24 protein-coding genes and 1 tRNA gene are annotated in these 26259 nt (G+C 36.6%); 11 read left to right on the top strand and 14 right to left on the bottom strand.

The window, feature by feature from the left end:
- Positions 1-17 precede the first annotated feature (17 nt).
- The 7 genes from rpoB to NITER_RS07085 all read left to right on the top strand — a co-directional run bounded on the left by rpoB (position 18) and on the right by NITER_RS07085 (position 12241).
- Entirely contained in the window at positions 18-4178 is a 4161-nt protein-coding gene (gene rpoB / locus NITER_RS07115) for a DNA-directed RNA polymerase subunit beta (protein WP_084275202.1), read from the top strand.
- The gene (rpoC, locus tag NITER_RS07110; RefSeq protein ID WP_084275203.1) at positions 4156-8679 is read left to right on the top strand and encodes a DNA-directed RNA polymerase subunit beta'; all 4524 of its coding nucleotides are present in this window, start codon (positions 4156-4158) and stop codon (positions 8677-8679) included. The genes rpoB and rpoC overlap by 23 nt, the downstream gene beginning before the upstream one ends.
- Positions 8680-8770: 91 nt before the next feature.
- Entirely contained in the window at positions 8771-9142 is a 372-nt protein-coding gene (gene rpsL / locus NITER_RS07105; RefSeq protein WP_084275204.1) for a 30S ribosomal protein S12, read from the top strand.
- 103 nt (positions 9143-9245) lie between these two features.
- Positions 9246-9716, top strand: a complete 471-nt coding sequence (rpsG, locus tag NITER_RS07100) for a 30S ribosomal protein S7 (RefSeq protein WP_084275205.1) — start codon at positions 9246-9248, stop codon at positions 9714-9716.
- Between the two features lie 99 nt (positions 9717-9815).
- Positions 9816-11894 (top strand): elongation factor G, encoded by a 2079-nt coding sequence (fusA, locus tag NITER_RS07095; protein WP_084275206.1) that lies wholly within the window; start codon positions 9816-9818, stop codon positions 11892-11894.
- Positions 11887-12177 carry a cupin domain-containing protein gene (locus NITER_RS07090; RefSeq protein ID WP_084275207.1) on the top strand — a complete coding sequence of 97 codons (291 nt, stop codon included), beginning with the start codon at positions 11887-11889 and terminating at the stop codon, positions 12175-12177. The genes fusA and NITER_RS07090 overlap by 8 nt, the downstream gene beginning before the upstream one ends.
- Positions 12168-12241, top strand: a tRNA-Arg gene (locus tag NITER_RS07085). Before NITER_RS07090 ends, NITER_RS07085 begins: the two co-directional genes overlap by 10 nt.
- A gap of 414 nt (positions 12242-12655) precedes the next feature.
- On the opposite strand, the gene NITER_RS07080 is transcribed toward NITER_RS07085, so the two are convergent.
- The 7 genes from NITER_RS07080 to NITER_RS07050 form a co-directional block, all read right to left on the bottom strand.
- Positions 12656-12892, bottom strand: coding sequence for a hypothetical protein (locus NITER_RS07080; protein WP_084275208.1), 237 nt, complete (start codon positions 12890-12892; stop codon positions 12656-12658).
- 514 nt (positions 12893-13406) lie between these two features.
- The gene (locus NITER_RS07075) at positions 13407-14459 is read right to left on the bottom strand and encodes an integrase core domain-containing protein (protein WP_281847556.1); all 1053 of its coding nucleotides are present in this window, start codon (positions 14457-14459) and stop codon (positions 13407-13409) included.
- A 776-nt stretch (positions 14460-15235) separates the two neighbouring features.
- Positions 15236-16738, bottom strand: coding sequence for a DNA primase family protein (locus tag NITER_RS07070; protein WP_084275209.1), 1503 nt, complete (start codon positions 16736-16738; stop codon positions 15236-15238).
- A complete protein-coding gene (locus NITER_RS07065; protein WP_084275210.1) occupies positions 16735-17583 on the bottom strand; it encodes a hypothetical protein in 849 nt (282 codons plus the stop codon). The genes NITER_RS07070 and NITER_RS07065 overlap by 4 nt, the downstream gene beginning before the upstream one ends.
- Positions 17576-17875: a hypothetical protein gene (locus NITER_RS07060; RefSeq protein ID WP_143779623.1), complete on the bottom strand. Its 300-nt coding sequence runs from the start codon at positions 17873-17875 to the stop codon at positions 17576-17578. The genes NITER_RS07065 and NITER_RS07060 overlap by 8 nt, the downstream gene beginning before the upstream one ends.
- Positions 17838-18062 (bottom strand): hypothetical protein, encoded by a 225-nt coding sequence (locus NITER_RS07055; protein WP_084275212.1) that lies wholly within the window; start codon positions 18060-18062, stop codon positions 17838-17840. The genes NITER_RS07060 and NITER_RS07055 overlap by 38 nt, the downstream gene beginning before the upstream one ends.
- Entirely contained in the window at positions 18049-18477 is a 429-nt protein-coding gene (locus NITER_RS07050; RefSeq protein WP_084275213.1) for a hypothetical protein, read from the bottom strand. Before NITER_RS07050 ends, NITER_RS07055 begins: the two co-directional genes overlap by 14 nt.
- 157 nt (positions 18478-18634) lie before the next feature.
- Between NITER_RS07050 and NITER_RS07045 the strand changes: the two genes are divergently transcribed.
- Positions 18635-18898: a helix-turn-helix domain-containing protein gene (locus NITER_RS07045; RefSeq protein WP_143779624.1), complete on the top strand. Its 264-nt coding sequence runs from the start codon at positions 18635-18637 to the stop codon at positions 18896-18898.
- Positions 18899-19014: 116 nt separating this feature from the next.
- Here NITER_RS07045 and NITER_RS07040 read toward each other — a convergent pair whose 3' ends face one another.
- The 6 genes from NITER_RS07040 to NITER_RS07015 form a co-directional block, all read right to left on the bottom strand.
- Positions 19015-19230 (bottom strand): helix-turn-helix domain-containing protein, encoded by a 216-nt coding sequence (locus NITER_RS07040; RefSeq protein ID WP_084275214.1) that lies wholly within the window; start codon positions 19228-19230, stop codon positions 19015-19017.
- Between the two features lie 144 nt (positions 19231-19374).
- Positions 19375-20322: a hypothetical protein gene (locus NITER_RS07035; protein WP_143779625.1), complete on the bottom strand. Its 948-nt coding sequence runs from the start codon at positions 20320-20322 to the stop codon at positions 19375-19377.
- A gap of 16 nt (positions 20323-20338) precedes the next feature.
- Positions 20339-20728, bottom strand: coding sequence for a tyrosine-type recombinase/integrase (locus tag NITER_RS07030; protein ID WP_159445306.1), 390 nt, complete (start codon positions 20726-20728; stop codon positions 20339-20341).
- A complete protein-coding gene (locus tag NITER_RS07025) occupies positions 20701-21444 on the bottom strand; it encodes a site-specific integrase (RefSeq protein ID WP_084275217.1) in 744 nt (247 codons plus the stop codon). Before NITER_RS07025 ends, NITER_RS07030 begins: the two co-directional genes overlap by 28 nt.
- Positions 21445-21479: 35 nt before the next feature.
- Positions 21480-21755 carry a type II toxin-antitoxin system RelE/ParE family toxin gene (locus NITER_RS07020; protein WP_084275218.1) on the bottom strand — a complete coding sequence of 92 codons (276 nt, stop codon included), beginning with the start codon at positions 21753-21755 and terminating at the stop codon, positions 21480-21482.
- On the bottom strand, positions 21730-21990 hold the full coding sequence (locus NITER_RS07015) for a type II toxin-antitoxin system Phd/YefM family antitoxin (RefSeq protein WP_084275219.1): 261 nt from the start codon (positions 21988-21990) through the stop codon (positions 21730-21732). The genes NITER_RS07020 and NITER_RS07015 overlap by 26 nt, the downstream gene beginning before the upstream one ends.
- A gap of 568 nt (positions 21991-22558) precedes the next feature.
- Between NITER_RS07015 and cheB the strand changes: the two genes are divergently transcribed.
- The 3 genes from cheB to NITER_RS07000 are packed head-to-tail and all read left to right on the top strand — an operon-like array spanning position 22559 to position 24954.
- Positions 22559-23641 carry a chemotaxis-specific protein-glutamate methyltransferase CheB gene (gene cheB, locus NITER_RS07010; protein WP_084275220.1) on the top strand — a complete coding sequence of 361 codons (1083 nt, stop codon included), beginning with the start codon at positions 22559-22561 and terminating at the stop codon, positions 23639-23641.
- A complete protein-coding gene (locus NITER_RS07005) occupies positions 23616-24140 on the top strand; it encodes a hypothetical protein (RefSeq protein WP_084275221.1) in 525 nt (174 codons plus the stop codon). The genes cheB and NITER_RS07005 overlap by 26 nt, the downstream gene beginning before the upstream one ends.
- Positions 24133-24954 carry a CheR family methyltransferase gene (locus NITER_RS07000; protein WP_084275222.1) on the top strand — a complete coding sequence of 274 codons (822 nt, stop codon included), beginning with the start codon at positions 24133-24135 and terminating at the stop codon, positions 24952-24954. The genes NITER_RS07005 and NITER_RS07000 overlap by 8 nt, the downstream gene beginning before the upstream one ends.
- Here the strand turns inward: NITER_RS07000 and NITER_RS06995 are convergent.
- Complete coding sequence (locus NITER_RS06995; RefSeq protein WP_084275223.1) at positions 24951-26258, bottom strand: chemotaxis protein CheW; 1308 nt, start codon at positions 26256-26258, stop codon at positions 24951-24953. The genes NITER_RS07000 and NITER_RS06995 overlap by 4 nt on opposite strands.
- Between the last annotated feature and the right edge of the window lies 1 nt (position 26259).

Raw genomic sequence — 26259 nt, 5'->3', positions numbered from 1 at the left:
GAAAATGAGGTTAGCCTATGCTAAATAGTTTAAAATCCGGAAGCAGACTCAGGGTAGATTTTTCCAAAATCCCCCAAGACTTAGAGGTTCCAAACCTTTTACAACTTCAAAAAAGCAGTTATGAAAACTTCTTAATGGCAAATGCCAAAGATAGAGAAAATAGCGGTATTGAAAAGGTTTTTAGATCAATTTTCCCTATCCATGATCCACAAAATAGAATTTCGCTTGAATATGCTGGAAGCGAAATTGTTAAACCAAAATATACAATTCGCGAATGTATGGAACGTGGCATTACATATAGCGTTTCACTAAAAATGAACATTCGGCTTGTACTTTGGGAGCGCGATGAGAAAACGGGAGAGAAAATTGGTGTGAAAGATGTCAAAGAACAAGCCATTTATGTTCGTGACATTCCTTACATGACTGATAGAACCTCTTTTATTATTAATGGTGTTGAGCGTGTTGTTGTAAACCAGCTCCATCGTAGTCCTGGCGTTATATTTAAAGAGGAAGAAGCCACGACTTCTAGTGGAACTATGATTGATACTGCGCAAATTATTCCAGATCGTGGAGCATGGCTTTACTTTGAATATGATCCTAAAGATATTTTGTATGTACGTATCAATAAAAGAAGAAAAATCCCTTCTACTATTCTCTTTCGAGCACTTGGATATACAAAACAAGATATTTTAAAACTTTTTTATCCTATTACAAAGATAATTGCAAAAGATAATAAATTTTTAATTGAATTTAAACCAGAAGATTTTATCGGTAGAGTAGAATTTGAGGTTCGCGACGAAAAAGGCAATCTTATTATAGAAGAGGGTAAGCGCCTTACTAAGAAAAAAGCCCAAAAACTTATTGAAGAGGGGCTGCAATATGTAGAATTTCCTCTTGAAGTTTTGATGGATCGCTATCTTGCTGCACCAATAATTGATCAAACAAGTGGCGAAGTACTTTTTGATACATTGACCAACCTTGATGAGACAAAACTCAAAAAAATTATTGAAAGCGGAATTACTGAATTTGAAATTGTCAACGATTTGGCAGTTGGAAAAGATAAGGCAATTATCAATTCATTTCTTGCTGATCAAGAGAGTCTGAAGCTTCTCAAACAGACAGAAGGCATAGAAGATGAAAATGATCTTGCAGCTATTAGAATATATAAAGTAATGCGCCCTGGAGAGCCTGTTACAAAAGAGACTGCCAAAGCCTTTGTAAAAGATCTCTTCTTTAATCCAGAAAAAAATGATATTACCCGTGTGGGTAGAATGAAAATGAACCATAAGCTCGATCTCAATGTTCCTCAATATGTAACTGTACTTACAAGCGAAGATATCATAAAGACAGTACAGTATCTCATAAAAGTAAAAAATGGGCAGGGACGTATTGACGATCGCGACCACCTTGGAAACAGACGTATTCGAGCAATTGGTGAGCTTTTGGCAAATGAACTTCACTCTGGTCTAGTGAAGATGCAAAAAGCAATTCGTGATAAAATGACCACAATAAGTGGCAATTTAGATGAGCTTATGCCACACGATCTCATAAACTCAAAAATGATTACAAATACTGTTTTAGAGTTTTTTGCAACAGGGCAGCTTTCTCAATTTATGGATCAAACAAATCCACTCAGCGAAATCACACACAAAAGACGTCTCTCTGCTCTTGGTGAAGGGGGACTTGTTAAAGAGCGTGCTGGGTTTGAAGTGCGTGACGTTCACCCGACACACTATGGAAGAATTTGTCCTATTGAGACACCAGAAGGCCAAAATATTGGTCTTATCAATACTCTCTCCACTTATGCGAAAGTAAATGATCTTGGATTTATTGAAGCAGCTTACAAAGTTGTAAAAGATGGAAAAATAACTGATGAGATCGTCTATCTCACAGCGGCACAAGAAGAGGGAAAAATTATTGCTCCAGCCAATACCGAGATTATTGATGGCAATGAGATTAAAGGTGATTATGTAGAAGCAAGAAAAGATGGAGAGATTATCTTAGTTGAAAAAAGTAAAGTAGAGCTTATTGACCTCACTCCGCGCATGGTAGTTGGTGTTGCTGCGAGTCTCATTCCATTTTTGGAGCATGATGATGCGAACAGGGCTTTGATGGGTTCAAACATGCAGCGCCAAGCTGTACCACTTCTCAAAACTGAAGCGCCAATGGTGGGAACTGGTATGGAAAAAGTAGTGGCGCGAGATGCTTGGGAGTCTATTCGCGCTAAAAGGAGTGGAGTAGTAGAAAAGATCGATAATGAAAATATCTATATTCTTGGGGAAGATGAAGATGGAGCATATATCGATCACTATAAACTCCAAAAGAATCTCAGAACTAACCAAAATACCTGCTTTACACAAAAGCCAATTGTCAAAAAAGGTGATTATGTAGAAGCGGGACAAGTAATTACTGATGGTCCAAACATGGACAATGCTGAACTTGCCCTTGGTAAAAGTATGCTCGTAGCCTTTATGCCTTGGAATGGGTATAACTTCGAGGATGCTATTGTTGTGAGTGAGCGTATTATTCGCGATGATGAGTTTACATCAGTGCATATTTATGAAAAAGAGGTTGAAGCAAGAGAGCTCAAACATGGTGTAGAAGAGATTACTCGTGATATTCCAAATGTCAAAGAGGAAGAGATTGCGCACCTTGATGAGAGTGGTATTGTCAAAGTTGGTACATATGTGAAGCCAGGAATGATCCTTGTAGGAAAAGTATCTCCAAAAGGAGAAGTACGTCCAAGCCCAGAAGAAAGACTCTTGCGCGCAATCTTTGGGGAAAAAGCGGGTCATGTTGTCAATAAATCACTCTACTGCCCACAATCTATGGAAGGGGTTGTGGTAGATGTGAAGATTTTTACCAAAAAAGGGTATGAAAAAGATCCTCGCAGCATCAAAGCCTATGAAGAGGAGAAGGAGAAGCTTTCAAAAGAGCATCATGATAAGCTCTTGATGATAGATAGAGAAGAGATGCTCAAAATCATTTCACTCCTTTCTAAAGAGCCTTTAGAAAAAGATGCAAAAATCAAAGATAAAGAGTTTAAAGCGGGCGAAGTTATTTCAAAAGAGGAGCTCAGTAGTATCAATAGATTTGCGCTCAATGCACTTGTAAAATCCTATCCAGCCGAGGTACAAGCTCGTTATAACAAGATAAAAACACATTTCCAAAACGAAAAGAGAAAACTTACAGAAGAGCATGAAGAGAAGCTTTCAATCTTAGAAAAAGAGGATATCTTACCAAGTGGCGTTGTAAAACTTGTGAAAGTCTTTATCGCGACAAAGCGAAAGCTCAAAGTAGGTGATAAGATGGCGGGGCGTCACGGTAACAAAGGTATCGTCTCTGTTATTGTCCCTGAAACCGATATGCCATATACAAAAGATGGTCGCATTGTAGATATTGTACTTAACCCTCTTGGGGTTCCATCACGTATGAATATTGGACAGATTCTCGAAGTACACTTAGGACTTATTGGAAAGCGTCTTGGTGAGCAGATTCAAGAGATTTTTGAGGCTAAAAGAGCAGATTTTATCAATGAGTTGCGTGCTAAAATGATTGAGATTGCCGACGTGGCAAAACTCATGAATGCTAAAGAGACAATCGAGAAGATGAGTGATGATGAACTTATCAAATATGCACGAGATTGGAGCAAAGGTGTAAAATTTGCTACACCTGTTTTTGAAGGTGTAACTGCTGGAGAGTTCCAAAAACTCTATGAAATGGCAAAAATGGATCTTGACGGCAAAACAGAGCTTTATGATGGGCGCACAGGTGAGAAGTTTAAAGAGCGTGTTAATGTAGGATATATGTACATGCTTAAACTCCATCACTTAGTAGATGAAAAAGTTCACGCTCGCTCCACTGGACCATACTCACTTGTTACACAGCAACCAGTAGGTGGTAAAGCACTCTTTGGTGGGCAAAGATTTGGTGAGATGGAAGTTTGGGCACTTGAAGCGCATGGTGCAGCCCATACGCTCAAAGAGATGCTTACTATCAAATCAGATGATGTAGAGGGGCGTGTAGCTGCTTATAAAGCTATTACTAAGTCTGAGCCGATTCCAGAGCCAGGAATTCCAGAAACACTGTTCGTTTTAACAAAAGAGTTGCAAGCACTAGGAATTGATGTAGAAATTTTAAATGAGGAAAAAGAAGATGAAGAGACTGATTCCAATTGAAATAGGTGAAGAGCAACGACCAAAAGATATCCAGGCGATCCAGTTTCGCCTTGCAAGTCCAGAAAAGATTCTTAGTTGGTCTCATGGTGAGGTAAAAAAACCAGAAACAATCAACTACCGTACGCTCAAACCTGAACGTGATGGACTCTTTTGCGCAAAAATTTTCGGTCCAATCAAAGATTATGAGTGTCTGTGCGGTAAATATAAAAAGATGCGCTACAAAGGCGTTGTGTGTGAAAAGTGTGGCGTTGAAGTGACTGTCAGTAAAGTGCGCCGTAGCCGCATGGGACATATTGAGCTTGTTACTCCTGTAGCACATATTTGGTATGTCAACTCTTTGCCAAGCCGTATTGGAACCTTGCTTGGCGTGAAAATGAAAGACCTTGAGAGGGTTCTTTACTATGAGGCTTATATCGTAAAAGAGCCAGGTGAAGCTTACTACGATTTTGAGAAGAAAAACCCTGTTAAAAAGTATGATGTTTTAAATGAAGAGCAGTATCAGCAATTGATGCAGCATTTTGGCGATACAGGTTTTGATGCGCGTATGGGAGGAGAAGTTGTAAAAGAGCTGCTTGAGGAGTTCGATCTCATTGAAGCTTTTGAGCAGCTTAAAGAGGAGATGCGCAATACCACCTCTGAAGCCAAAAGAAAAACAGTTGTAAAAAGACTCAAAGTCATTGAGAGTTTTCTCAATAGTGGAAACAAACCTGAATGGATGATGCTTACAGTCATTCCTGTACTTCCACCAGATTTGCGTCCGCTTGTGGCACTAGATGGAGGAAAATTTGCAGTAAGTGATGTCAATGATCTCTATCGCCGTGTAATTAACCGTAACCAACGTCTCAAACGTCTTTTAGATCTTGATGCACCTGAGATTATTGTACGCAATGAAAAGAGAATGCTTCAAGAAGCAGTCGATGCTTTGATCGATAATGGTCGCCGTGGAAATGCAGTAAAAGGTGCAAACAAGAGACCACTCAAATCTTTGAGTGAAATTATCAAAGGAAAACAGGGACGTTTTCGCCAAAACCTTCTTGGTAAACGTGTCGATTTTTCAGGACGTTCCGTTATTGTAGTTGGACCAAACTTGCGTATGGATCAGTGTGGTCTTCCAAAACTGATGGCTTTGGAACTTTTCAAACCTCATCTTCTTGCAAAACTCGAAGAAAAGGGTTATGCAACAACCCTCAAAACTGCTAAAAAGATGATAGAAGATAGAGAAAATGAAGTATGGGAGTGCCTCCAAGAGATAGTTGAGGAGTATCCTGTACTTCTCAACCGTGCACCGACACTCCATAAACTATCAATCCAGGCATTTCACCCAGTCCTCATCGATGGGAAAGCTATTCAACTCCATCCACTTGTCTGTTCTGCATTCAACGCAGACTTTGATGGCGACCAGATGGCAGTGCATGTGCCTTTGACTGAAGAGGCGATTGCTGAGTGTAAAATATTGATGCTCAGCTCCATGAACATCTTGCTTCCTGCATCAGGACGTGCAATTGCAGTACCAACGCAAGATATGGTACTTGGTATCTACTATCTTTCTAAAGAGAAAGAGGGAGTAAAGGGTACAAATAAGCTTTTTGCAGATGTTGATGAGATTATGATTGCATTAGAGTCTGGAAATCTCGATATAAATGCAAAAGTACGTACAAAAGTAGATGGACATGTAGTCTATACTACTGCAGGACGCCTCATTATAAAATCTATATTGCCAGATTTTGTTCCAGTGGATTTATGGAATAGGGTATTGAAGAAAAAAGATATTGCTACACTTGTTGATTATGTATTTAAAGAGGCTGGACCAAAAATTACAGCTGAATTTTTGGATAATCTCAAAGAGCTTGGATTTAAATACTCTACTCTTACAGGGATTTCAATTAGTGCATACGATATCAAAGTGCCTGAGGCGAAGAAAAAACTCATCGAAGAGGCAAAAAGAAAAGTAAAAGAGATCCAACAGCAGTTCCAAGCGGGTTTACTGACAGAGCAAGAGCGCTATAACAAAATTATCGATATTTGGACAGATACAACAAATGCTGTTGCAAATGAGATGATGGAGCTTATGAAAAACGATAAAGATGGTTTCAACTCTGTGTATATGATGGCAGACTCTGGTGCACGTGGTAGCTCAGCGCAGATTAGACAGCTAGCTGGTATGCGCGGGCTTATGGCAAAACCTGATGGAACTATTATTGAGACACCAATTATTTCTAACTTTAAAGAGGGACTTAACGTTTTAGAGTATTTCATCTCAACTCACGGAGCAAGAAAGGGTCTTGCAGATACGGCTCTTAAAACTGCAAACGCAGGATATTTGACAAGAAAACTTGTTGATGTTGCACAAAATGTCAAAGTTACAATTGATGATTGTGGAACGCATGAAGGCGTTGAGATTACAGAGATCTCAGTAGGTAACGAGCTTATTGAGCCGCTTGAAGATAGAATCTATGGTCGCGTTTTGGCACAAGATGTTATAGATCCTATTACCAAAGAGATCCTCTTTGCAGAGGGTACACTCCTTGATGAGGAGAAAACGAAGAAAATTGTGGAAGCAGGAATAAAGTCCGTTGTTATTCGTACACCTATTACTTGTAAAGCCGAAAAGGGTGTTTGTGCGAAGTGTTATGGACTCAATATGGGAGAAGGAAAACTTGTCAAACCGGGTGAAGCCGTAGGAATTATTGCAGCACAATCAATTGGTGAGCCAGGAACACAGTTGACACTACGAACTTTCCACGTTGGTGGTACTGCTAGTAGAGCAGCTGAAGAGCGACAAGTAGTTGCAACCAAAGAGGGTTTTATACGCTACTACAATCTCAAAACATATGAAGCCGAAAATGGCAAAATTATTGTTGCAAATAGACGTAACGCAGGAGTTTTACTTGTTGAGCCAAAAGTAAAAGCACTTTTTGATGGTACACTTGAAATTAAGAGTGTTCACGATGAAGTGCTCATTACTTTGCAAAATGGCGATGAGAAAGTACGCTATAGCTTTAAAAAGGGAGATTTTGCAAAACCAAATGAGCTTGCTGGAGTAAGTGGTAAAATAGAAGGTAAACTCTATCTTCCTTATGAGAGTGGAACGCAAGTAAAAGAGGGCGAAAGCATTGTTGAAATCATCAAAGAGGGATGGAATGTTCCTAATCGTATCCCATATGCAGCTGAACTTAAAGTGCGTGACGGTGCTCCTGTAACGCAAAAAATTATCAGTGGCGCAGAAGGTGAAGTGAAATTTTATAAACTCAAAGGCGATTATCTTGAGCGCTTCCATGAAGTGAAAAAAGGTGAAAAGATAGATGAAAAAGGGCTTTTTGCTGTCATTGCTGATGAGGAAGGAAGAGAAGCAGCGCGCCACTACATTGCAAGAGGCTCTATTATCGAGGTAGAAGATAACCAAAAAGTATCGAAAGATACCATTATTGCAGTACCTGCAAAAACAGATAAAACAGTTATAGCAGAGTGGGATCCATACTCTATACCAATTATTGCAGAAAAGGAGGGGGTTGTTACATTTGAAGATGTTATTGCAGGTGTAACAGCTGTCGAGCAGGTTGATGAGTTTACTGGTGAGACAAGGCTGACAATCAACGAGTATGTTCCGCCTGAATATAAGCCAACTATTGTATTGGCACCAAAAGATGGTAGTGATGTAATTAGATATGTACTAGAGCCTAAAACCGCTATCTATGTGCAAAGCGGACAAGAAGTAAAGTTAGCGCAAACATTGGCAAAAACACCAAAAGCAGCTGCGAAATCGAGAGATATTACAGGAGGTCTTCCAAGAGTAAGTGAGCTCTTTGAAGCAAGACGTCCAAAAGATCCAGCAGTTGTGGCAGAAATTGATGGAGTTGTAAGTTTTGGAAAACCGAGTCGCGGTAAGCAACGTATTATCATAACTGCAGATACTGGACAAACAGTAGAGTACTTAATCGATAAAAACAGACAAATTCTTGTGCATAATGGCGAGTTTGTCCATGCTGGTGAGAGACTTACAGACGGTACAATAAGTGGTCACGATATTTTACGTACTCTTGGTGAAAAAGCATTAATGTACTACATGGTCACTGAGATTCAACAAGTCTATCGACGCCAGGGTGTTAACATTGCGGATAAACACATAGAAATAATTGTTTCTCAAATGCTCAGACAAGTGAAAATTCTCGACAGCGGGGATACAAAATTTATCCCTGGCGATCTTGTGAGTAAAAAAGAGTTTAGAAAAGAGAATGCAAGAATCCAAAGACTTGGAGGACAACCGGCTATTGCGGAACCGGTACTTGTCGGTATTACACGTGCAGCAGTAAGTTCAGACTCAGTTATCAGTGCAGCATCGTTCCAAGATACAACAAAAGTACTTACTGAAGCGAGCATTAGTGCAAAAGTAGATTATCTCGAAGATCTCAAAGAAAACGTTATTATTGGTCGTTTAATTCCTGTGGGTACAGGTCTTTATCGTAAAGAGGATATAGAGATAAAAGTAGGTGGCGAGGAGTAACCTCGTCAAACTTATATAAAGTTTAATTTAAGCTAAATATAATTTAAATTTCCATATAATTAGCCACTAATTTTAGAGAAAGGAAGAGAACGTGCCTACAATCAACCAGTTGGTAAGAAAAGAGAGAAAAAAGGTCATTAAAAAGTCTAAATCGCCTGCTCTTGTAAAATGCCCTCAAAGAAGAGGAGTATGTACAAGAGTTTATACTACTACACCTAAAAAACCAAACTCTGCACTTCGTAAAGTTGCAAAGGTAAGACTTACTTCAGGATATGAGGTAATTAGCTATATTCCAGGTGAAGGTCACAACCTCCAAGAACACTCTATTGTTCTAGTACGTGGTGGTAGGGTAAAAGACTTACCAGGTGTGAAATATCACATTGTTAGAGGAGCACTCGATACTGCGGGTGTTGCAAACAGAAAGAAATCACGATCAAAATACGGTACTAAAAAACCAAAATAATCGTAAAAAAATAGTGAGAAATTAAAGAGATTTAATGACTCACTCATAGCCACAGGCGAGGCTTAGTCGTCTGAGTAAATTAAAAAATTGAAGGGAGCTAGAAGTGAGAAGAAGAAGAGCGCCAGTACGAGAAGTAATGCCGGATCCTATTTATGGCAGTAAATTGGTAACAAAGTTTATTAATAAATTGATGTGGGACGGAAAGAAAAGTGTTGCACAAAAGATTTTTTACAATGCATTGAAGTTAATTGAAGAAAAAGACAAAGAAGCAAAAGGTATTGATGTCTTTAATGAAGCGATTGAAAATGTTAAACCTTTGCTTGAAGTAAAAAGTAGAAGAGTAGGCGGGGCGACTTACCAAGTACCGGTTGAAGTAAGACCAGTAAGGCAACAATCTCTAGCAATTAGATGGATAGTGGATGCAGCCAGAAACAGAAATGAACGTACAATGGCTGAGCGTTTGGCAAATGAACTTCTTGATGCTGCGAATAAACGCGGAGCAGCATATAAGAAGAAAGAAGATACTTACAAAATGGCAGAAGCCAATAAAGCATTTGCACACTACAGATGGTAAAAAAAACCGATATTACGGATTTCTTCAAAGAACGAGAGAACTTCTCTCGTTACTACACATATAAAAACATAATTCTCCAAAAACGATAAAGGATAACAGATGGCAAGAAAGACTCCTATAGAAAAGGTTAGAAATATAGGTATTGCTGCACATATTGATGCAGGAAAAACCACTACGACAGAGCGAATTCTCTACTACACAGGAATCTCTCATAAAATAGGTGAGGTGCACGAAGGTGCTGCGACAATGGACTGGATGGATCAGGAAAAAGAGCGCGGTATCACCATTACTTCTGCTGCAACTACATGTTTTTGGAAAGATCACCAAATTAACATTATCGATACTCCAGGACACGTGGACTTTACAATTGAAGTTGAGCGAAGTATGCGTGTTCTTGATGGTGCTGTAGCAGTTTTTTGTGCTGTTGGTGGTGTGCAGCCTCAGTCTGAGACAGTATGGAGACAGGCAAATAAATACCATGTTCCAAGAATCGTTTTTGTAAACAAAATGGATAGAATTGGAGCAGACTTTTTCAATGTTGAAAATCAGATTCGTGAAAGACTCAAAGCTAATCCAGTTCCTATTCAGATTCCTATAGGTGCAGAAGACAACTTCCGTGGAGTTGTTGATCTTGTAGAGATGAAAGGAATTGTCTGGGATGATGAGACAATGGGAGCAAAATATGAAGTAATCGATATCCCAGAAGATCTTAAAGAAAAAGCAGAAGAGTATAGAGAAAAACTTATCGAAGCTGTTGCTGAAACTGATGAAGAGCTTTTAGATAAATATCTTGGTGGTGAAGAGCTTACAATAGAAGAGATCAAAAAAGGTATCAAAAAAGGTACTCTAGATATGACTATCACGCCAATGCTTTGTGGTAGTGCATTTAAAAATAAAGGGGTACAAACACTCCTTGATGCAGTTGTTGATTATCTTCCAGCCCCAACAGAAGTTAGCTGGATCAAAGGAATTGATCCAAAAACGGGAGAGGAAGTAAGTGTTGAATCTACAGACAATGGGCCATTTGCTGCACTTGCATTCAAAATTATGACAGACCCATTTGTTGGACAGCTCTCATTCATTCGAGTCTATAGAGGACAGATTGCTAGCGGAAGCTATGTACTTAACTCAACAAAAGAGAAAAAAGAGCGCGTTGGTCGACTTCTCAAAATGCATGCAAATAAGCGTGAAGAGATTAAAGAGCTTCCAGCAGGTGAGATTGGTGCAGTTGTTGGACTTAAATATACACTAACTGGTGATACTCTTTGTGATGAAAATCATCCAGTTATTTTGGAAAAGATGGAGTTCCCAGAGCCAGTTATCTCTGTTGCAGTTGAGCCAAAAACAAAAGCAGACCAAGAGAAAATGGCTACAGCATTAGCGAAACTTGCAGAAGAGGATCCAAGCTTTAGAGTTCATACTGATGAAGAGACTGGTCAGACAATTATTTCTGGTATGGGCGAATTGCACCTTGAAATCATCGTTGATCGAATGAAGCGTGAATTTAAAGTAGATGCAGAAGTTGGTCAGCCACAAGTTGCATATAGAGAAACTATCAAAGCTCCTGTTGATCAAGAGTACAAATATGCAAAACAGTCTGGTGGTCGTGGTCAATATGGTCATGTATTTATCAAACTTGAACCACAAGAGCCTGGTAAAGGGTATGAGTTTGTAAACAACATCACCGGTGGTGTTATTCCAAAAGAGTATATCCCAGCAGTTGATAAAGGTATCCAAGAGGCAATGCAAAACGGTGTTGTAGCTGGATATCCAGTAGTTGATGTAAAAGCTACACTTTATGATGGAAGCTACCACGATGTTGACTCTAGTGAAATGGCATTTAAAATCGCTGGATCTATGGCTTTTAAAGAAGCAGCGAAAAAAGCAAATCCGGTACTTCTTGAGCCAATCATGAAAGTAGAGGTCGAAGTTCCGGAAGAGTACATGGGTGATGTGATTGGTGATATCAACAGAAGACGTGGTCAAGTACAAAGCATGGAAGATAGAGCAGGTAACAAAATCGTAACTGCTATGGTTCCACTTGCAGAGATGTTTGGATATTCAACTGATTTACGATCTTTCACACAGGGTCGAGGTACTTACTCTATGGAATTTGATCATTATGAAGAGGTACCTAAAAACGTTGCAGATGAGATCATCAAAAAACGTAATGGCTAAGGTTATAAAAACCGGTATAAGAGACGAAAAAACAATCAAAGAGACTCTCCAAAAGGAGGGTTTCTTCAATATCTTCACATGGCATGACGAGCCACATACAAGCTATCCAGTGCATTCACATCCACACTATGAAGTGCGATGGATAATTGATGGTGTTTTAGAAATTACACAAGATGGTAAGACGATAAGATTACAGCCAGGTGATCGCTTAGAGAGCGAGCCAAATACTCCTCATAGTGCCTTTACTCCTACTGGTACAATATATGTTTGTGCGTCCCGGTAGCTCAGCAGGATAGAGCATCGGATTCCTAATCCGAAGGTCGTGGGTTCGAATCCCGCCCGGGACATACCATAAAATCGATATTTTAGAGGGTTTTGAAAAGTTTAAGAAAGCGGTGGGTGTCCTCCTGGGTGTCCTCTTTTTAATCACAACTTGTAACTACTCATAAACTTTTCCTATGATTATAGAATTATGCTATTATTAGTAACGAAATCAATACATATACATCATAAGCAATTATCATAAATCAAAAGAGCTATATCATTTTTTTAAGAATTAAGCTTCTAAATCTATAAATGGTTATAAATCTTAATCAATAGAGATAAAAATCAATCCATTTAAGGTTCGTATCCTTAAACTTAGATTTTTGAAGTCTATAAGCGGTAAAAAATGGGGCTAATAGTATTGAAAAGTATGCTTTTCAAACATCTTTATTTTTTTAACCTTAAAGAGTAGGAGTGAATAAAGTTGGTAAATAGAGTTAAAAAAAGTTTTTTGCCATCCATCTTTTAATGGATTTTTTTATGTCGTCTGCCATCTTGCAGCAGCCCAGCACCAATAAGGATAGAGTTACTCCTGCAAAGATTGTGAGTGCAGTTACCTCTTTAGAGGAGTCAAGCAAGACGATCCACACCAGGGGGATAAGTACATACTCGGCTCTTGCGTGGAGTATGCTCACAATTAAGTAGGAGATGATAAGCAAAACGATAACTTCCATTGCGTTGCCTTTGGTTATAGCGTTAGTGTTAATTCGGTTATAGTTAGTAAACTTCTGCAAAAGCCGATAATGTAGGGGCTTCTATGCTGTTGTTGAGTCCAAGAGTTGACTAAATATAACTACCATCCAAGATCAGCATCAGTACCATATACCTCTTTCATATATCACCTTTTTATTTTTTACTTCAGCTAAAAAAATGTCGGGGCTTGCACTACCCGCCTCGTTGTTTTTTACTCAGTACCTTTGCAAAAATGCGCCTCATGGTGTCCATTATGTGGACATCCAAGGCACTACGCTATAATGCAGATATGAGAGCCATAAATACATTGAGAGCGACAATAGAGGGAATTATCGAGGGGGTAGTAGCTGGAGTGATCCTTGCATCGCTTACCGTTGCAGCTGTAATCATTAGCTTAACTCTTTACATACTATGAAACTGTGCTGTAAAATCAATATATCGCACTTTGTAATATACAATAGATTATTGTAACGTATCAAAGCCAAATGAAATAGATCATGTATAAGTCCAATACATATGGCACTCATAATGATTTTCAAGAAGGTATTGTACCGGAGATTTAAAATTAAGAGAAGAGTGTGGTATTTTGGTATTGTAATCGATGAGCCATTTTGCTAATTTTTTATTGAATTCATCCAAATCTGTAAAGAGTAAATCTTCATAGTATTGAATAAATTGTTCTTGAATTGTTCTATTGAATCTTTCATTGTGTGCATTCATTTTAGGGCTCCTTGGATATGTCCAGTAGTGTGTAAAGCCTTTTTGTTCAAGCAGAGCATCAAACTCTTTTTTAAATTCACTGCCATTATCTGAAAGAATTGCAAGTTTACGTTTTTGTTTGATGGAAGTTATTCCATCAATTAAAGCTTCAAGAGCATATGCAGTATGTCTTGCTCTTTTGGATGGAATCGCCACTGCGAATGCAATACGTGTGAGTGGGTCAATCATAGTAAGGATATATCGTTTTATACCGTTTGATACTATTTGGATGGTATCGACTGCCCACAGTTCAAATGGTTTGGATTTGAGGTTTTTTGGTTTTCTGTTTTTTTGTGTCTTCTTTTTTGGTTTCACTTTTCCTTTTGTATCGATGCGGTAGGGAAAAAGTCTCATTGTATCTGGTGCTTTTGCGATTATTCTTCCTATTGTGGATTCCGAGGGAGTTTTAAGTTCTTTTTCTTCACAAAAAGGTTTAAGCAGGTGGTAGAGTTTTGCTTTGCCGATATTGGGATACTCTTTTCTTAATCTCTTTATCTCATTAATAACTTCTCTTGGTACTTTTGACTCTCTTACTCTTTTTGGTTTGCGTGATTTTGGATTTAAGGCTTTTATATCGCCATTTGCATCATTGAAACTCTTTTTCCATCGAAAGAGTGTTCTTCTGCTTACTCCAAAAGCTTCAGTTGTTGCTGCTAGTCCATATTTTTCCCAAAACTCCAATATCTTTTTTCTTCTTTTTGCCTCTTCGCTTATCATAAGCGAATTGTAGTATATCCTCTCTAATCTTTTATATCCTTTGAGCCCTGGCAACGTGTATTTGATTTGCACTCCTCACTCTCCCTCTCAGAGTGCCATATGTGTTTGAACTTATGCAGATCAAGACACATATAGGAGTATTCCTAAAAGCGGTTTGTAGCTCTTTAGGTTCTTCCTGGATAATCGGGCTTGACGGTGGTGCAAGCCCCTGGCATTTTTTAGTTAAGTATCCAAATAAAAGGCTTTCATATTTCATCCAATAAAGAGTGAGCTACTATCGATGTCTTGCGGTTCTACTGGATGGATCAATCATGAAGTAATACGCACACACTCACCCAATAAGTGGAATGAGCTGAGTTAAATCCTAATGAAATTAGGTTCTTTGCAGCTGCAATAAGCTTAGGGGTCTCCAACGCCCCAACATCTCTCGATTATTCAAATTTTTTTCTAAATGTCGCTTTTTTTGAGATTGATACCTTACATAAATATACCATGAGACATAAAACGAAAATTGATTAAAACTATAGTATAGAAAAAATGTTTTGTTTTTTGCGTCCATATCGTCCATAAACCTTTTGAAATACCGATTTTATGGTAGTTTTAAATATGGACGATTCATATTTTTTGCGCCCATTAATCGTCCATTTATCATCCAGCAAACGTCCATTTATTTATATTGAAATGATTTCATCATATAGAAGGTTGGCTATATGGATTGTTTATGGGTGTATTATGGGCGATTTATGGACGTTTTTTTATCTTACATCCATATCAGTAATGCCCTAAAATTGGGCTGTTTAGATATATTGTGGACGAAATGGGCGATTTTTAAAAACTTTTTTTCTCACTTATTTTTTTTCTATTAAATAGTAATTTGTATCGCTAAATTTTTTCCATTCAATACCTATTGCTTGCAGTCTCTCTTTAAAGGTTCTGCTGCTAACGCTTTTAAAATTATTTTGTGCGCAATAGTTTCTATATTCTCCATAAAGCTCTGAAGCTTTCATACGATTATAGATACTTGGCTGATAGCCGTTATCTTCTATAAACTGTCTTACATTATCTATTTCTTTGAAAAACTTATCCCTTGCTATTTTGCACTTATCGGATATAAAAATATCTTCATTTTCTATTACTCTTGTAGCTCCCTCTATGATCCAATTCAAAACTCCTTCCATGCCTGCATTGATGATTTTAAGATGGAGTTTTCTATCCACTTTTTCATCTGGTATCTTTACATCAAATGGAATTATCAAAAACCGCCTAAAAAATCCTTCTGTATGCTCAATATCATTAAATTGGAATTTATTAACATTGAATATCAATTTTGCGTAATCTTCCATCATAAAGGAATTACCATATTTTAGTCTCGCTTGTATTGGCTCGTTACTTGCTAAGGCTTTGAAGATGTTTGGATTGATTTTTTTAAGATCGGTCTCACTTCCAAAATTTACAAGCTTATCTTTAATCATAGCTCTATTATGCTCTTCCATGAGCTGGTCAAGTGAAAAGTTGCTAATATTCTCTTTTCCTAATAATGCAGTGAGAATTTCCATAACTACACTTTTTCCATTCTGTCCTTTGCCATATAAAAAGAAGATATACTCTAACTTTATATCTTTGATAAATATGCTTCCCAGCACCTCTTGTAGTGTTCTTCGTGTCTCTTTATCTGGTAATACTTCATCCAAAAACTTCTCCCATAAAGTGTTGGTAGCTCCCTCTTTATAAGGATAAGGCAACTGATATGTCAAAAAGTCTTGATAATCAAACCCTTTTAATTGTAATTTTGTAATATCGAATGTTCCATTTTGTAAATTGATGAGGTTTTTGTTAGTCAAGTTTTTATTATTAAAATAGCTCTCTTTTTGCAACTGCTTATATAATTTTTCCAAAAACTGCTCATCCGCAGCATCTATAATTGAAACTCCCGCTTTTATAGCAAACTGCTCTAAGAAGTAAATGATATCGTCCTTGATAAATGGTACCCAGTATTGCCCGTTATATATGTAAATATAATCTCCATCCTTTGCTATTTTCCAATCTTTTCGCTTTGAAATATCTATCAAATGCTTAATAATTGCAACTTTGATATGTTTTTGTAATGGTGGCTTTTCATTGCCATCTTTATCATAGGTTGGTATCCATCCATACTTTTTGCATAATTCATTAATATCAATCTTTTCAATATCGCTTAATAGTTTTTCTATGAGTTCTTTTTTGATGATGTTTTGATTTTTATGCGGTATACTTTTATCAATTGTTTTGCTTGATTTGCCTACTGGCACATCAGAGGCACAATCTTCTAATGATTGTGCCTTTTTGATTGCTTCTTTTAGTCTTAAACTCATTTCCTCGCCCCTGTAAGAATTTCAATTTCATTTGCCAACGTTTCGATAATTGCCTCTTTTACTTCTATAGGATTGGCAAAATATTCATCACCTCTTATCTCTCTTGCTTTTTCGTTGCAAAAGTCTCTGAAGTCATAACCTTTTGGCAGCTCTTTATCCAAAATATTCTCAAAATCGATGGGATAGACTCTGCAGCTTCTATAGTGATGTTGAATATGCTCTATAGTTGCTTTGCAGCTGTCATCGTTATCAAGCAAAGCAAATATGTATCTCTCTTTGATACCTGGCGTATATGGATTGTTTGCAAGGCTATGAGCTATGCTGTCGCTTTGAAGCACCATGTAGTTAAGCTCCAGGAGTTCAAAAAGCAAAAACTCACCAATGCCATATCCTACAAAGATAGTAGGATCTTCTTCATCAAAGATCCTATAAGGGATATATCTTTTGCTTCCATAGGTTTTCCATTTTATAAGATTGCCATCTTTGTCTTTTGCTTCTCTAATACAGATTGCTTTCACCTCATCAGCTCTAAAGAGAGATATGGTTAAACTCTTATATTTATTGCTAAAGCCCAAATACTTATCCTTTATTTTTCTGCCTACTGGCAGTCTCCAAATGTCTCTGTCTATCAACGCATACATCATAGGTGTTGGGTTGATAAAGTCATCTGGCAGTATAGGTGTTGTGATTGCTATATGATCTTGCTTTTGCAACGCTTTTTTAAAATTGCTATGCCACTCATTCAAATCAAAGCGTGGCTTTTCCTCTTTATTGGTATAATTTTGGCTCGGTGTTGTGTTGTGTAGCGGTTGGGTGAGATCGATTGGATGAGGTAGGTTACTCATACTTTATCCCCAGACATTGAGCCACCCAAAGGGTAGCCTCTTTTAGTGGTGTGTTATGGTGTTCGTGGATAAATGCAACGATATCGCCTCCCCATCCGCTACCAAAGTCCTTGATGTAGCCATCTCTCCTGATAGAGGATGATGGCGTTCTTTCATCCCTGATTTTAAATTTGTAATCTCTGTTAACCTCATATCCTAATGCTTGCAGCATCGCCGCCACTTTTTCACGATCCAAGCTTTGCTTTATCTGCTCTCTAAACTCTTTGAGATTCATTGTCTCTCTCCATCTCATTTGATTCTATGTTCCATAGTGTTAATGAGGCTCTATCGAGCATATCGGCTAATCTATCCAATACAAGGCGATAGCTTACTTTGACATTCTCTTTTTCCATCTTTGCCACTATCATTTTGATAGTCTCAGCTGTAAATTCTATATCGCCTCTTGCCTCAATGAGGCTGTTGAGGTTAGGTGTTTTCATTGTTACCTTCCTTTTTATTGGATTCATTAAGACTTGCATCGTGTATTGCGAAATTAAGTTTTACAAAGAGATCCTCTGTTTCGTCTCGGAGTTTTCCAAGCTCTTTTATAGCTCTTTTGATAGCTCCAAACTGGTCTAAAAAGTCCTCTGCTTTGAAGTGGTAATCAAATCTCAATCTTTGAATCTCCCTATAAGCCTCCATTACCTTTACACTATTTGAAGCTAAATCAAGCTTTGCCTTTAGCTCCTCATTCTCTTTTTCTAATCGTTCGAGATACTCCATCTTGTCCAGTAAGCCATCGATTACCGCCTGTTTCTCTTTGCATTCCTCTTGCAGCTCTCGCACCTCATCCTTTAAGATGTGATTTTCCTCTTGCAAATCCAAGAGTTTTGCTAATGCTTGTGATTTTGTCATGGTTGCTCCTTTGAAGTTTTGTAGCAATATGCACTTAATCCGTGCATATTTAAAAGATATTGTAATAAACAAGTACATTATTGTCAATTTTTATCCGTATTGATTTAGTGCATTTTTTGCTATAATGTGCATTAAATCCGTACTTTAAGGGCACAATATGACTAAAGAACGATTCAAACAACTTCTCAAAAAAGCTGGATTGAATCAAAAAGAATTTGCAGTTGCTGCCTGCATCAGTTATAGCACCGTTAGAAACTGGGGCGATAACATTCCGTCGTGGGTAGAGTCCTGGCTTCAAAACTACATCAAAGCCAAAACTCTTGATAACGTTAAAGATGTTATTTGTGATGATCCAGTCAATAGCACCTCTCAAACCGATATAGTAAAAAGAGACAATCCTGTAGAAGGTGAAAATAATTGATTGGATATCTTCATAATCCCCTCTAAAATCGCTTCTATTGCCTTGTATCCTATTAGCTCTTATCATTAGTTACCTCATCGTAAAAATTGCTCTACGTTGAAATATGAAACTGTAAATTAGGCTATCCGCCCTTTATTCATCCACTCTTTAAGTTCTTGATGGTGGTATCTGATAAACTTGCCAATCTTCCTATAAGGGATAAGTCCTTGCATACGCCACTTAGCCTGTGTGTTCTCTTTGAAGCCATAAAGTAGCTCCACTTCTTTTGGTGATAGAAACTCTTTAGCCTGTAGGTCTTGTATGTTTGTAGATGTGTTTGGAATAGTTGTCATAATAGCTCCTTTATTTTGATTTTGATAGAGCTATTATGAAATAAAGGCAAAGGAATTTTAAACTTCTATTTTTTGAGATTAGGATTTAATCATAAGATGGAGAGTTAGGATTTAATCGTAAGATTGAAAGTTACGATTAAAAAATTATTTGAAGAGGAAGTTATTGTATTTTTGCACTCTATTTAGTTGTGATGTTAGTTCTATTTGTTTGCCTTTATCGAGGTAATAGTCATATAAATTATTTGCAATGGATTCATGGGTCATGTTGAGCTTTTTGCAGTCAAATACATAAATTAAATCTGTTAATTTTTCTTCTATTGTAAAAATTGTCTCTCGTGATGAAAGTAATTCATTAAGAGGTGTTGGCTCTTGAGTTATTTTTTTACCTAAATATGCTTCAAAAATATTAGGTGTTAGGGTATTTTGAGTGTCATTGTCTATTTTCTCTTTTATTTTTTTAATTACCTCTATTATCACCTCTAATGGTTGTGAAAAATCTATATTTACATAGGCACTTTTGGGTGTTGATTCTCTCCAGATGCTTACTTTTATAAGGTTCAAAAAATTAACATTGGTTAATGTGTCTGCCATTTTTTTATAATTTTCTTTACCATCTATTGGATAGGATAAAGTATTGTAGAAATTTCCTACTTCCTGTATATTTTTTAAATTGATATTTTTATCACCTATTACATCTTGATGCAAACTTATAAAATCAACTGCTATATTTCTCTCGAAGTATGCCCCTTCTTCTTCATAATGATGTTTTAAGAATAAATATTCTAAAAGTAAAAGCAAGTATTTTTTATCCTCTAAAGGGAGTAAATTAATTTTTCTTAATGGCAGCTCCTCGCATTTTTCATTTAAATATCTTGTTGCAAGTTCAGCAATTGTTTTAAATTCTTTGGTATCTGAGGCTCTAAATGAAAGAGAAAATTCTAATTGTTTCCTATCCCTTATTTGTTGGTAAAAATAGCTTACTCGTAGCTCTTTGCTTTGTAGCCTTTTTAATTCTTTCTCAATATCCTTATAGATACATAGATCCCTTTTAAATAAATTCTCTTTTAGCTTTTTGAGTTCTTTATTAGTCATCGTTACCTCGCTTTCTTTACAATCCAAATTCATCTAAATTTAATAGCTTATAAACCTCTTTATTACCCTCTTCACTCGCTTTATAGGTGTCTATACTCAAATAGTGTTTGAGTGTGTCGGGGCTGAGGTGTCCCAGTAGCTGGCTAAGTATTGGAGTAGGTATACCTTTTTCGTAAAGAGCTGTTACGAGATAATTTCTCATGGCATGAAATTTATACTCTTCTATACCGCTTGCTTTTCTTACCTTTTTAATCTGTCTCTTTATCTCCTGTATAGGTTGATCTGGCTTGATAGGTGACTTGAATATATAGCTTTTCCGCTCATCTGGTATCCGCAGCAGCTGCTCCATTATGACTGGTGGTAGATTAAATCGCTGCTTTACTCTGCTTTGGTCTTTTGTAGCCAATAGTAGCCATTGATGAGATCTACATCTTCCCATTTGAGATGCAGCACTTCATTTTTGCGTCTGCCAAATAGTCCAAATAAAAAGATAGCCTGATAGTATGGATCGTCTTTATAGATAGATTTAATAGCGTCATATACTGCGATAAACTTTTGGGCAGCATTCGTAATGGTTTTGCGTTGTAGCGGGACTTTTATAATAATCCTTTCTATAGGATTTTTAATGAGTATGTCGTTTTCTATGGCAAATTTATACATAGGATTGAGAATACGCTTAACTTTTGCCTGATGCGCCTTAGAGTATCCATCAGCATCCATTTTGGCTATTATTTTTCTTACTTCAAAAGGCTTAAGGTCAATGGCTCGTCTGCTTCCAATATGCGGTTGGATATGATTATCAAAAAACCGCTTTTGCTCTTGCGTCCATGAAGTGGACGGTTTTTGCGATATGTAGAGATTAAATAGCTGTGTAATGGTTATTTTTTCATCTGGTCTGCGTTCCTGTCTTACTTCTTCTTTATACTCTTGCAGCAGTCTTTTAGCTTCATTTATGCGTGTGCGCTTATCCCATAGAGGATTATTGATAGTGACCACCTTGCGGTATCTCTTTTTGAGGTGTCTAAAGTCCAATACAAACTTGGTAGGCTGCTCTTTTTTGTAGTCTCCAATAAGATAAAGGTTAGGGGCTATTTTCGTTTTAGCTGTATTATCTATTGCCAATGTTTACCTCTTGTGTAGCCGTAATGTTGCCGTTATCAATACACCTCATCGTGACTTCCTATATCGAGTAAGATTATCTCTTTATCTGTGATAATGAGGTCTATAACAATCCTATAGCGCATATCTATCGATACGCTGTAGTACTCATTGAGATCTCCTTTGAGCTTATGTAGTCTCAAAGAGGGATAGTATGGGTCATTTTCCAGCTGTTCTATGACCTTTTGGTATTTTGGTAAAAGATTGGGATGCTTTTTAAAAAACTTTGCAGCCCTTTTGAGGTATTTTTCACTCTGTAGTATTTTGTATTTCATTCATAAGCTCTTGTATATGCTCTTTTGCTGTTACCTCTTTGACTTTTCCCAATGCTCTTTCTTCTAAAAACTCAATATAGCGCTTATCAAGCTCTTTGGCTCTTTCATACTCCTCTAAAGGCAAAACAATAAACTTTGGCTTCCCTCTAAAAGTGATAATAGCCTCGTGCTTCTTTTTGAGTTCAGCTTCTATTGCTTTGATGCCTTTTACTTTTAAATCATTTGCGCTTATCATTGTTTATCCTTTATAATCGCACTTTTAATCTATTATATCATACGATTGATTTGCATTGATATGTATGGATATCCTTTAAGGTTAAATACTCGATTGGGCAAAGTTTGCGGTATGGTACATTGTGATTCTTTATAGATTTAAGGAAGGCTGATATCACCTCATCTTATAGGTAGAAAATGTAGCAATTTAGTATTTAAGTTTTGTAATGGGTGTCCTCTTGGGTGACCTCTTTTGGTCAAAATATATCCATTTTAAGCAATCTATAAGAAAATAAGAATCCCCATAAATACGTTATCATCAAGTGAAATCAATCTTAATCTTAGGTAGACCTTAATTTTCCTAATCCGAAGGTCGTGGGTTCGAATCCCACTCGGGACATGTAATTTAAATCTTGGAAAATTTTGCGCATTCTCTTTGACATTTTCAGAAATTCCTCATCGTTTTTAGTTTAATTTTTTACATTCAATTATGGTTCACAGAAAATTTAGCAATAAACTGAACAATCATCATTGTTTAAATAGCTCTTTAAAGATATAATATTATGTAAGTAAAATTTAAAAGGAAATAGATGAAAAAGGGCCAAAAGGCGCTTGTTATTGATGATTCAGCATTAGTGCGCAGATTTTTAAAAAAGGAGCTAGAAAGGCTTGGATTTGAAGTGGAAGTAGCAAAAGATGGAGAAGAGGGTGAAAAAAAAGCCTTAGCAAATAGATATGATTTTATAACTCTTGATATCGAAATGCCTAGAAAAAGTGGACTTGAAGTTTTAGAGTCCATAATGCAAGAAAACCCCACACGGGTTTTAGTCATTAGTGCTTATGTAATTGAAAACGGTGAGATTGCAATGAGAGCGCTTGAATTAGGTGCGCTTGATTATATCAAAAAGCCAAATTCAAAGGTTGTAACTGGGGAAGAGGGTTTTATAAAAGAGCTTGAGAATAAAGTGCGAGATAGTATGAAGATCAATAAGCTATCTCTTTTAAGAAGGAAAAATAAGCCATTACGCCAACCAAATTCTATAGAAAAGCCTGCAAAATTTTTACCAAATGAGGACAAAAAATATGTCCTCATTGGTGCATCTACTGGGGGTCCAAAACTTATTGAAGCTATTGTAAGGTCTCTTCCTGCAACATATCCATATCCAGTATGTGTTGTGCAGCATATGCCAGATACATTTACAGAAAAATTTGCTCAAAGGCTAAATACTATAAGTCAAAATAGCGTAGTTGAAGCAAATAATGGCGAAGAACTTACGCCAGGAAAGATAATTATTGGCAAAGGTGGTAGGCATCTTCATTTTCGTAGAGATGGGAGTAAAATTGTATGCAAGTTGGTTCCAAATTTTAGTAATCGCTTTTTTGTACCTAGTGTGGATGAGATGTTCTTGAGTGCATTGGAGGTTATGAATCCAAAAAATATTATGGCCATGTTATTAACAGGTATTGGTGATGATGGGGCAGATGGAATGGTTGCACTCAAAAAGTCTGGAGCTTATACCATTGCAGAGAGTGAGGAGAGTGCAACAGTTTATGGAATGCCAAAAGAGGCTTATGTGAGAGGCGGAGCTGTAAAAGTGCTCCATTTTGATGAGATTTTACAAGAGATAATTGCATTTGGGAGTAGTAATGGCGTTAAAAAAAGTAGAAGCTGAAATACCAATTTCACGATTTAAAGAGTTTCAAGAGGCAAGTCGCTATATTGAAGCCTTTGAAGAGTATAGTGAAGAAGAAGTATTTGCTGCCATAGATTATATGCTTGTGCATAAAGAGTTTCATTATCTTCTTCGTACACTTTTGCAGCAGTGTCAAAAAAAAGATATAGAAAAACTTTCAAGCTATATATTTGCTCGACTTAATTGCCTCAAAAGAGAAGAGGATCAGCAGTTGTTACAAGAACTACTTGCATGTCAAAACAGAGGCATTCAACATAATACTATTGCATATATACTGGCATGTTGTGAGCATTATGACACAGCTAAATTATTGCAAAATTATCCCATCTCAAAAGAAGAGCTTAAGATGTTGGTTAAATATGGAGATTGTGAAAGTGTACATAACTATGCTATTAGGTTGCAAGAGGAACTTTTTGAACGATTGCGTATTTTAAAAGAGTTTTTTGAGATATATGATCAAAAGAGGACTCATGAATGATTTTGATTTGATAAAACTTCGAGATTTTATAGCAGCAAAAACGGGCATTTTTATAGATGATGATAAACTCCTAAAAATCTATAAAAGAAAATTTGAAGATTTTATACAAAAACAGGGCTTTGAAGATTTTGAGAGTTTCTATCACCATCTCGTTTTTAGAAAAGATGAGTATCTACTGCAAGAACTTATCAATCTCTCAACAGTGAATGAGACCTATTTCTTTCGTGAAGAGTATCAATTTAAAACTCTCGTGGAAGAGGTTGTGCCAGAACTTGATTCTTTACGCTCATCTCGTGATTCAATTAATATTTTGACAGCTCCTAGCTCTTCAGGTGAGGAGCTATACTCTATTGCAATCTACATTATGGAGTATACTAAAGAGTTTTTTGCAAAGAGAGACTTTGTGCTTATTGGTATAGATATTGACTCTATGATGATAAAAAAAGCTCGAAATGGCGTTTTTAATCAAAGAAGTATCAGTAAGATCCCTCCTCATCTATTGCAAAAATATTTCATACAAGATGGCAAGCAATATAGAATTATTGATGAAATTCGTAAAGGGCTTACTTTTAAAGTTGTGAATGTGATGGACTTTTATGCTATGAAAAAACTAGGAAAGTTTGATGCTATCTTTTCACGCAACATGCTTATCTATTTTGATGAAAAGACACGTAAAGAGATATTAGCAACGTATCATGCTCTCTTAAAATCTCATGGATATCTCTTTTTGGGACATGCCGAAAAGGTCCCAGAAGAGATGGAGATTTTTAAAAGGGTGAAAAAAGGAGAGAGTATCATTTATCAAAAAGCCTAATTGAATGTTTTCCACCCTATATTAAAGAGATTGAATGATTTGGTATCTAAAGTAACAATACCTGCACTCAGTGATGTTGTATTTGGAAGATAAGCAATATGTGCTTTAGAGACAGAGACAATATCTTTGATACTATCAACAATAATAGCGTATTCATGTCTTTCGTTAGTCTTAATAATTAAAATTTTTGATTCATCAGTTGGGATAAAATCTTTTTTGAGCATTTTTGCAATATTTAAGAGATGGTAGGTTTTGTTTTTATAGAGTATAAGTCCTTGTATATTTTCATGTGTAGTTAATGCATTATTGGTGATATCAGTTTTGGAAAGCTCTAAAATAGTGATAATATTATCAATAGGTACAGCATAATCTTCTTGAAAGAGTGAAATAAGTAGAAAATCTTCTTCATACCTGTACTCTTTTTTTACAGAAGTGTTATGGGTATTTATTAAAAGTCCATACTTTTTAATACTATCTTGAATAATAGATGAAGAGATAATTGGAATAATACTGTTTTGATAGTGAAAATACCCTTCAAAGAGTTGTTGTGGATCGCTCTCAATTATAATATCTTCATAAGCGATATCTAAAAGCCCTTCAATTCGCTCTATTAAAAGTCCAAGTACTTGTGAATCATCTTGTAAAATGATGACAGAACCCTCTTTTGATGACTCTAAAGAGAGTTTTTTAGCCAAATCAGCAACTTTAAGAGCGCTATTTTTAAAATTATAGATTCCAGCTATCCATTCTTGTTGAAATTGTTGTACGAGATCTATATTTGTTATAGGAACAATAGAGTGAATAAAACTGTTATCTATAGCATAGAGTCTGTTTTGTAAAGTAAAAAGAAGCAGTGGCCGAAAATGCTCTTTTGTATTTTGGGAAACTTTTTTTTCTTCGCTTTGCTGCAGCGGTGGAAAAGTAAGAGATTGAAGGATATGTTGGAGAGGTAGTTCCTGAAACACAACATCATCTTTTTCATAAAGACTACCTGCTCTCGAGCTATTTTGATCAAACTCTTCTAAGGCTAAAATTTCATCAATCAAAAACGCATAAGCATTATTTTGGAACTCTAAAAGCAATACAGGTTTATTTATTATCTCCTTACATTCATTTATATTAAGAATCTTTTTAAGGCAAAGAAGAAGATAGTGTGAGATACCTTGCTGTACGCTGCCAATTACATAATCATTCATGTGAAGCATAGAGACGATTTTTTGTGCATAAAAGATCTGTTTTATATAATCAGTTGGAATGACATATACTTGATTATCTATGCGAAATTTTATAACTGTTGTTTTCATA

It is taken from the genome of Nitratiruptor tergarcus DSM 16512, from assembly GCF_027946175.1.
Lineage (GTDB): Bacteria > Campylobacterota > Campylobacteria > Campylobacterales > Nitratiruptoraceae > Nitratiruptor > Nitratiruptor tergarcus.
The sequence above is the reverse complement of the archived record's forward strand: the minus strand, read 5'-3'. Positions and strand labels throughout refer to the sequence as shown.